Annotated in this window: 6 protein-coding genes and 2 pseudogenes; 2 read left to right on the top strand and 6 right to left on the bottom strand. The window is 68.7% G+C overall.

Features of this window, described 5'->3' with window-relative positions:
• The 6 genes and pseudogenes from ID132_RS13615 to argC all read right to left on the bottom strand — a co-directional run.
• A pseudogene (locus tag ID132_RS13615) lies at positions 1–233 on the bottom strand (argininosuccinate lyase); the annotation flags it as partial.
• A 3-nt stretch (positions 234–236) separates the two neighbouring features.
• Positions 237–1,436 carry an argininosuccinate synthase gene (locus ID132_RS04550; RefSeq protein ID WP_125107270.1) on the bottom strand — a complete coding sequence of 400 codons (1,200 nt, stop codon included), beginning with the start codon at positions 1,434–1,436 and terminating at the stop codon, positions 237–239.
• A 57-nt stretch (positions 1,437–1,493) separates the two neighbouring features.
• Positions 1,494–2,435: an ornithine carbamoyltransferase gene (gene argF, locus ID132_RS04545; RefSeq protein ID WP_193127952.1), complete on the bottom strand. Its 942-nt coding sequence runs from the start codon at positions 2,433–2,435 to the stop codon at positions 1,494–1,496.
• 39 nt (positions 2,436–2,474) lie between these two features.
• Positions 2,475–3,371, bottom strand: a complete 897-nt coding sequence (gene argB, locus ID132_RS04540) for an acetylglutamate kinase (protein WP_125107268.1) — start codon at positions 3,369–3,371, stop codon at positions 2,475–2,477.
• A 13-nt stretch (positions 3,372–3,384) separates the two neighbouring features.
• A complete protein-coding gene (argJ, locus tag ID132_RS04535; protein ID WP_193127951.1) occupies positions 3,385–4,545 on the bottom strand; it encodes a bifunctional glutamate N-acetyltransferase/amino-acid acetyltransferase ArgJ in 1,161 nt (386 codons plus the stop codon).
• Positions 4,542–5,593 (bottom strand): annotated as a pseudogene (argC, locus tag ID132_RS04530) (N-acetyl-gamma-glutamyl-phosphate reductase). The gene argJ and the pseudogene argC overlap by 4 nt, the downstream one beginning before the upstream one ends.
• Before the next feature lie 40 nt (positions 5,594–5,633).
• Here argC and ID132_RS04525 point away from each other — a divergent pair.
• On the top strand, positions 5,634–6,920 hold the full coding sequence (locus ID132_RS04525) for a SufS family cysteine desulfurase (protein WP_125107265.1): 1,287 nt from the start codon (positions 5,634–5,636) through the stop codon (positions 6,918–6,920).
• Positions 6,917–7,366: a Fe-S cluster assembly sulfur transfer protein SufU gene (gene sufU, locus ID132_RS04520; RefSeq protein WP_193127950.1), complete on the top strand. Its 450-nt coding sequence runs from the start codon at positions 6,917–6,919 to the stop codon at positions 7,364–7,366. The genes ID132_RS04525 and sufU overlap by 4 nt, the downstream gene beginning before the upstream one ends.
• The last annotated feature ends 48 nt before the right edge of the window (positions 7,367–7,414 follow it).

The raw sequence follows: 7,414 nt of genomic DNA, 5'->3' as shown, positions 1-7,414 counted from the left end.
TCTTCGAGTTCGTCGAGCGCGGCGTGCATCCCGAGCCGCTCGTCTTCGCTGAGGTACCCCGCCTTCGCGAGCGCGTTCGCGTGCGCGCGCGAACCAGCAAGGTCGTAGTGCGCCAGCTTCCAGTCGAACTGCGTCGACTTCGACAGCCGAGCGAGCTCGGGCGACGGTCCGCCGGCGAAGCGGCCGCCCCAGAGGGCGCCGTCTTCGCCGGCTCGCGAGGTTGCGTCCGCCATGCCCTACAGCTCGGGCTGGTCGCGGCGGGCGGCGATCTTCGAGGGCAGCGAGTGCAGCTCGATGAAGCCGCGCGCGGCATCCTGGTTGAAGGTGTTACCGGTGTCGTACGTCGCCAGCGAGTAGTCGTAGAGCGACTCGTCGCTGCGGCGGCCGGTGACAACGGCGCGGCCCTGGTGCAGGGTCAGGCGCACCTCGCCGGTGACCTTCTCTTGCGTGTGCTGGATGAACGCGTCGAGCGCGCGCTTGAGGCCGCCGAACCAGAGACCGTCGTAGACGAGGTTGCCCCACTCGATCTCGACGCTGCGCTTGTAGCGGGCCACGTCACGCTCGAGCGCGAGGTCTTCGAGGTGGGTGTGCGCCTCGATGAGCGCAATCGCGCCCGGGGCCTCGTAGATCTCGCGCGACTTAATGCCGACGAGGCGGTCCTCGACCATGTCGATGCGGCCGACGCCCTGCTCGCCCGCGAGCTGGTTCATCTTCTCGACGATCTGGAGCATGCTCAGACGCTCGCCATTGATCGACACCGGGGTGCCCGACTCAAACGCGATGGTGACCTCGGTCGGAGCACGGTCGACCGTCGGGTCCTGCGTGTACTCATAGAGGTCTTCGATGGGCGGGTTCCACGGGTCTTCGAGGAAGCCGGTCTCAACCGCGCGGCCCCAGACGTTCTGGTCGACCGAGTACGGCGACGCCTTCGACTGGCGGATGGGCAGGTTGTGCTCGCCCGCGTACTCGATGGCCACGTCGCGGGTCAGCGAGAGGTCGCGGATGGGCGCGATCGAGGTGAGCTCGGGCGCGAGCGCCGCGACGGCGGCCTCGAAGCGCACCTGGTCGTTGCCCATACCGGTGCAGCCGTGCGCGATCGAGTTCGCGCCGAGCTCGCGAGCGGTGCGCGCAAGGTGACGGGCGATGAGCGGGCGCGAGAGCGCCGACACGAGTGGGTAGCGGCGCTGGTACATCGCATTCGCCTGGAGGGCGGGCACGAGGTAATCGTTCGCGAACTCGTCACGGGCGTCGACGACCACGGCTTCCACGGCGCCGCAGTCAATGGCACGCTGGCGGATCTGCTCGAGGTCCTCGCCGGCCTGGCCGACGTCGATCGCGAGGGCGATGACCTCGCGGCCGGTGCGCTCCTTGATCCACGGGATTGCGACGGAGGTGTCAAGACCTCCCGAGTACGCGAGCACAATACGCTCAGTCATGTTGCTCCTTCAGCTGTAGGTCTGGAAATAGTCTAGTTCGCTCGGCGCTGCAGCCGATTACGGCAGTTCGACGCCGCGGGCCTGCGCGAGCAGCCACACGAGTAGCGCCTTCTGGGCGTGGAGCCGGTTTTCGGCCTCGTCCCAAATCACCGACTGGGCTCCGTCAATCACGTCGGCGTCGACTTCGTAGCCGCGGTCCGCTGGCAGGCAGTGGAGGAAGATCGCATCGTCCTTCGCGTCGCTCATCATCTCCTGGGTCACCCGGTACGACTCAAAGGCGGNGACGCGCTCGGCGCGCTCCTCCTCGAGGCCCATCGAGACCCAGGTGTCGGTGACGACGACATCGGCGCCGGCGACGAGCGCCGCGGCGTCGGTGCCCACCTCAACGGAGCCACCCTGTTCGGCGGCGAGCTCGCGGGCGCGCGCCACCACATCCTCACGAGGGAGGTAGCCCTGGGGTGAGGCGACGGCGACGTGCATACCGGCAATCGCGCAGGCAAGCAGGTACGAGTGGCCCATGTTGCTTGCGCCGTCGCCAACGAACACGAGCTTCTGTCCGGCCGTCGTGCCGCGGTGCTCGCGAATCGTGAGCAGGTCGGCCAGCAGCTGGCAGGGGTGAAAGTCGTCGCTGAGCGCGTTGACGATCGGTACGCGTGCGCCCTCGGCCATCTGCTCGAGGCCCGACTGCGCATAGGTGCGCCAGACGATGGCCTCGACCATGCGCTCGAGCACGCGCGCGGTGTCGGAGGGGGTCTCTTTGCCGCCGAGCTGGCTCGATGCTGTGGTGAAGATGAGCGGGCTGCCGCCGAGCTCCGAGACCCCGACGTGGAAGGAGACGCGGGTGCGCGTCGAGCTCTTGTCGAAGATGACCGCGACCGACTGCGGGCCCTCGAGTGGTCGCGCCAGGAATCGGTCTTCCTTCAGCTTCGCCGCGAGGTCGAGAATCGTGCTCTGCTCGGCGGCGGTGATGTCGTCGTCGCGAAGGAAGTGGCGGATCATTGGTGAGCCTTTCGAATTGGTGGTCAAACAGAGGCGCCGCTAGGGCATGACCTCGGTGCCGAAGCCGTCGGTGGTAAAGATTTCGAGCAAGGTTGAGTGGGCCACACGGCCGTCGATGATGGTGGCACGCGAGACGCCCCCGTCGACGGCCTCGAGGCACGCCTGCACCTTGGGGATCATGCCCGCTTCGAGGTTCGGCACCATAGGGCGGAGCTCCTCGGCGCTGATCGACGAAATGAGTGACGATCGGTCGGGCCAGTTGCGGTAGAGACCCTCGACGTCGGTGAGCATAACGAGCTTGCGNGCGCCGAGCGCCACCGCGAGCGCGGCAGCCGCGCGGTCGGCGTTGATGTTGAGCGCTTTGCGGGGCGCGTCGATGTCACTCGCGATGGTCGAGACGACGGGGATGCGGCCGGCCGCGATGTCGGCCGAGACGACCTGGGGGTTGACCGCGACAATCTCGCCGACGTGACCGAGGTCGATCGGCTTGCCCGACGCATCCGTGGTCTTACGCTGCGCCTGAAACAGCCCGGCGTCCTCCCCCGACGTGCCGGTGGCGACCGGCGCGACATCGTTGATCGCCGAGACGAGCTCGCGGGCGACCTGGCCGCCGAGCACCATACGCACGACTTCGATCGCCTCCGCGGAGGTGTACCGATACCCGGCGCGAAACTCCGACTCGATGCCGAAGCGGTCGAGCATGCGTGAGATGTGCGGGCCGCCGCCGTGCACGACGACGGGCTTGATGCCCGCGTAGCGCAGGAACGCGATGTCTTGCGCGAACGCCTCAATGAGCTCGGACTCGACCATGGCGTTGCCGCCGAACTTCACGACGATGATCTCGTCGTGGTACTGCTGCATCCAGGGCAGGGCCTCGATGAGCGTCTCGACCTTCGCGGTCGAGGCCGCGAGCCATGGGTGGGTGTCGCCAGACATGCTGCCTTTCGACCTACGACGAGTAGGCGCTGTTTTCGTGCACGTAGTCGTGCGTGAGGTCGTTGGTGAGGATGCTCGCGGTTGCGTCGCCCGCGTGGAGGTCGATGAGCACCTCGGTCTTGCGCGGCGTGAGGTCGACGGTGTCGACGGGCGCGTCGGGTGTGCCGGCGCGGCACACCATGACGCCGTTCATCGACACGTCGATCTGCTGCGGCACGAACTGTGCGTCGGTCGTGCCGATCGCGGCGAGCACGCGGCCCCAGTTCGGGTCGTTGCCGAAGATCGCGGTCTTGAAGAGGTTCGAGCGGCTGACGGCGCGCGAGACGGCGACCGCCTCGTCTTCCGTGGCCGCGCCGGTGGTGGTGATCGTGATGTCGTGGCTCGCGCCCTCGGCGTCGGCCTGGAGCTGGCGAGCGAGGTCCTGGCAGAGNACGAGCAGGCTCGTGAACTCGCCTTCGTCGGCCGCGGTGCCGGATGCGCCCGAAGCGAGCAGCGCGACGGTGTCGTTCGTCGACATGGCGCCGTCGGAGTCGACGCGGTCGAAGCTGAGGCGAGTGGCCTCGCGCAGCGCCGTGTCGAGCTGGGCCGACTCGAGGTCGGCGTCGGTCGTGATGACGACGAGCATCGTTGCGAGGCCCGGGGCGAGCATGCCCGCACCCTTCGCGATCGCGCCGATCGAGTAGCCGGTGCCCTCGCGCAGCGCGGTTTTCGCCACCGAGTCGGTGGTGAGGATGCCGTCGGCGGCATGCTGCGCGGCCGTTTCGTCGTCGGCGAGCTCGGCGACCGCGAGTTTGACACCCGTGAGCACGCCCTGGCGGAACTTCTCGTCGCCCGAACCGATCAGGCCCGTGGAACAGACGATGACGTCGCTCGGCTGCAGCTGCAGCAGTTCGGCGGCGCGGTTCGCCGTGAGCTCGGTCGTCTCGGCGCCAAACTCGCCGGTGAAGCAGTTCGCGCCGCCCGAGTTGAGCACGACCGCGGAGGCGACGCCGTCGTCGAGAATGCGCCGCGACCACGTCACGGGGTGTGCCTCGCAGCGGTTGCTCGTGAACACCGCCGCGGCCGAGGCTGACGGGCCGTCGTTGACGACCACCACAACATCGCGGCCGCCGCTCTTCTTGATGCCGGCGGCGACGCCGGCGGCGCGGAAACCCTTGGGGGTGGTGATGGTCACGGGGCGACTCCGTTCAGGGGAAGTGCGAGCGACTCCTCGAGGCCGAGGGCAAGGTTCGCAGACTGGATGGCGGCACCGGCGGTGCCCTTGCCGAGATTATCCAGAGCGCTGATCGCGATGAGGCGACCGGCGCGCTCGTCTATGCCGACAGCGATCTGCGTGCGGTTCGAGCCGAGCACGTCGTTCGTGCGGGGCAGGCGGCCGTCGGTGAGTACCTCGATGAAGGTCTCGTCGCCGTACGCCTCGCGGTAAACCTCGTCGATGCGCGCCTGGTCGACCCCGTCGATGAGAGTGCCCGAGCTGGTCGCGAGAATGCCGCGCGCCGCGGGCACGAGCACGGGGGTAAAGGAGAGGCGCACGTCGGCGCCGGATGCACGGCGAAGGTTCTGCCGGATCTCGGGGTTGTGGCGGTGACCCCCAAACGCGTTGTACGGCACCACGTTGCCGATCAGCTCGCTGCCGAGCATGCCGACCGAGGCCTTCTTACCGGCTCCCGAAGGACCGACCGCGAGGANCCGCCGCGAGCGCATCCGGCTCGACCAGGCCAGCACGAATCGCCGGCGCGAGCGCGAGGCTCACCGCGGTGACGTTGCAGCCCGGTACGGCGATGCGGTTGGTGCCGGGCAACTGCGCGCGCTGCTTCCCGCCATCGGCGAGCACGAGCTCGGGCATGCCGTACGTCCACGTGCCGGCGAACTCGCCCGGGTAATAGTCGGTCCAGTCCTGCTCCCGCTCCAGGCGGTGGTCGGCGCCGGCGTCGACGAGCAACCTCACCTCGCCCTCGAGCTCGGCCGAGAGCGCCGCCGACTTGCCGTGGGGCAGCGCGAGGAANGACGATGTCGTGGCCGCGCAGATGCGCCGCGTCGGTTGGCTGCAATTCGAGGTCGCCGTAGCTCGCGAGGTGCGGATGCACCGTTCGCAGCGACTGGCCGGCCTGCTGGTGCGCCGTAACAGTGCGCACCTCGAATTCCGGATGGCTCGCAAGCAGCCGCAGCAGCTCGCCGCCGCCGTACCCACTAGCCCCAGCGACCGCTACCGAAAACGTCATGTTCGCCATCCTACGCGGGGCCCGGCCTAGGCTAGGAACGATGTCTTCCTCCGTAATTACTGACGCCCGAGCCCGCGAGCTTCGCCGCGACTTTCCCATTCTGGCCGAGCAGGTGCACGGCGAGCAGCTTGTGTACCTCGACTTCGGCGCGACCGCGCAGCGCTCGACCGCCGTGCTCGACGTCGAACGCGACTTCCTCGAGCACCGCAACGCGGCCGTGCACCGCGGGGCGCACGAACTCGCCGCGCTCTCGACGAGCGACTTCGAGGATGCCCGCGACACAATCGCACGCTTCATCGGTGCCGATGCCGACGAGATCGCGTGGCAGGCGGGGGCAACGGATGCGCTCAACACCGTGACGCTCGGCATCGCGGCCGCCTCTCGGGGTCGCGGCGGCGACGAGTCGGTCCCCCTGCGGCTCGGCCCGGGTGACGAGATTGTCATCACCGAGGCGGAGCACCACGCGAACCTCGTGCCGTGGCAGGAGCTCGCGCTCGCGACGGGCGCCACCCTGAAGTGGGTACCCGCGAACGACCGCGGCACCTGGAGCATTGACGACGCCCGCGCCGTCGTGACCGAGGCAACCAAGGTCATCGCCTTTGCGCACGTCTCGAACGTCACCGGCATGATCGCACCCGTCGAGCAGCTCGTCGAGCTCGCGACCTCGGTCGGTGCAATCACGGTGCTCGATGCCTGCCAGTCGGTGCCGCATCGCCCGGTCGATTTCCACGCCCTCGGCGTTGACTTCGCCGCGTTCTCGAGCCACAAGATGACGGGCCCGAACGGCCTCGGCGTGCTCTACGGCCGCCGCGAGCGCCTCGCGCAGCTACCGCCGGCTCGCACCGGTGGCTCGATGATCGAGATCGTCACCATGGAGTCGACGACGTTTATGGACCCGCCCACCCGCTTCGAGGCCGGTACGCAGGCTGTGCCGCAGGTGATCGGCCTCGCCGCGGCCTGCCGCTACCTCGAGGGCGTCGGCATGGCCGCCATTGCCGAGCACGAGGAGGCCCTCGGTGCCCTCATGGTCGAACGTCTGTCGGCGCTCGACGGCGTCACCGTGATCGGCGACGACGCCTCGGTGCCACGCTCGGGCCTCGCCGCCTTCATCGTCGACGGTGTGCACTCGCACGACGTCTCGCAGTTCCTGGATGCTCGCGGCATCGCCGTGCGCGGCGGCCACCACTGCGCGCAACCGCTGCACCGCCGACTCGGCGTCACCGCGTCGACCCGCGCTTCGAGCTACTTCACCACGACGAACGACGACATCGACGCACTCGTCTCGGCGCTCGGGGACGTGCGCGCCTACTTCGGGGCCGACCGATGAGCGGGCTCGATTCGCTGTACCAGGACATCATTCTCGACGCCTCGCGGCGCCGCAGCGGCGAGGGCGAGATCGCTCCCTTCGATGCCGAGCACTTCGAGAAGAACCCCTCGTGCGGCGACGAGATTCGCCTACGCGTGCGCGTCGAGGACGACCGGGTCGCCGAGATTGGCTGGGTCGGCGACGGCTGCTCGATCTCGATGGCCTCCGCCTCGATCATGGTCGAGCAGCTCGTGGGCCAGCCCGTGGCGCAGGCGCGCGCCGGCGTTGAGGCCCTGCGTGGCATGCTCCGCAAGCGCGGCAGCAATCACCTCACCGATGACGAGGCCGATCTGCTCGGCGACGCGATCGCGTTCGAAGGCGTCGGCAAGTACGTCATGCGCGTGAAGTGCGCGATGCTCGGCTGGGTCGCGCTCGAGGCAGCGATGCGCGAGGCTGAGGCCGCGTAGGCCTAGCCCCGAGCTAAATTCGCGCGCAGGCTCGCGCCGAAATCCGGA

The sequence above is a fragment of the Gulosibacter sediminis genome, assembly GCF_014904065.1.
Lineage (GTDB): Bacteria > Actinomycetota > Actinomycetes > Actinomycetales > Microbacteriaceae > Gulosibacter > Gulosibacter sediminis.
Note: the sequence above shows the minus strand (reverse complement) of the source record. Positions and strands in the feature narration are given on the sequence as shown.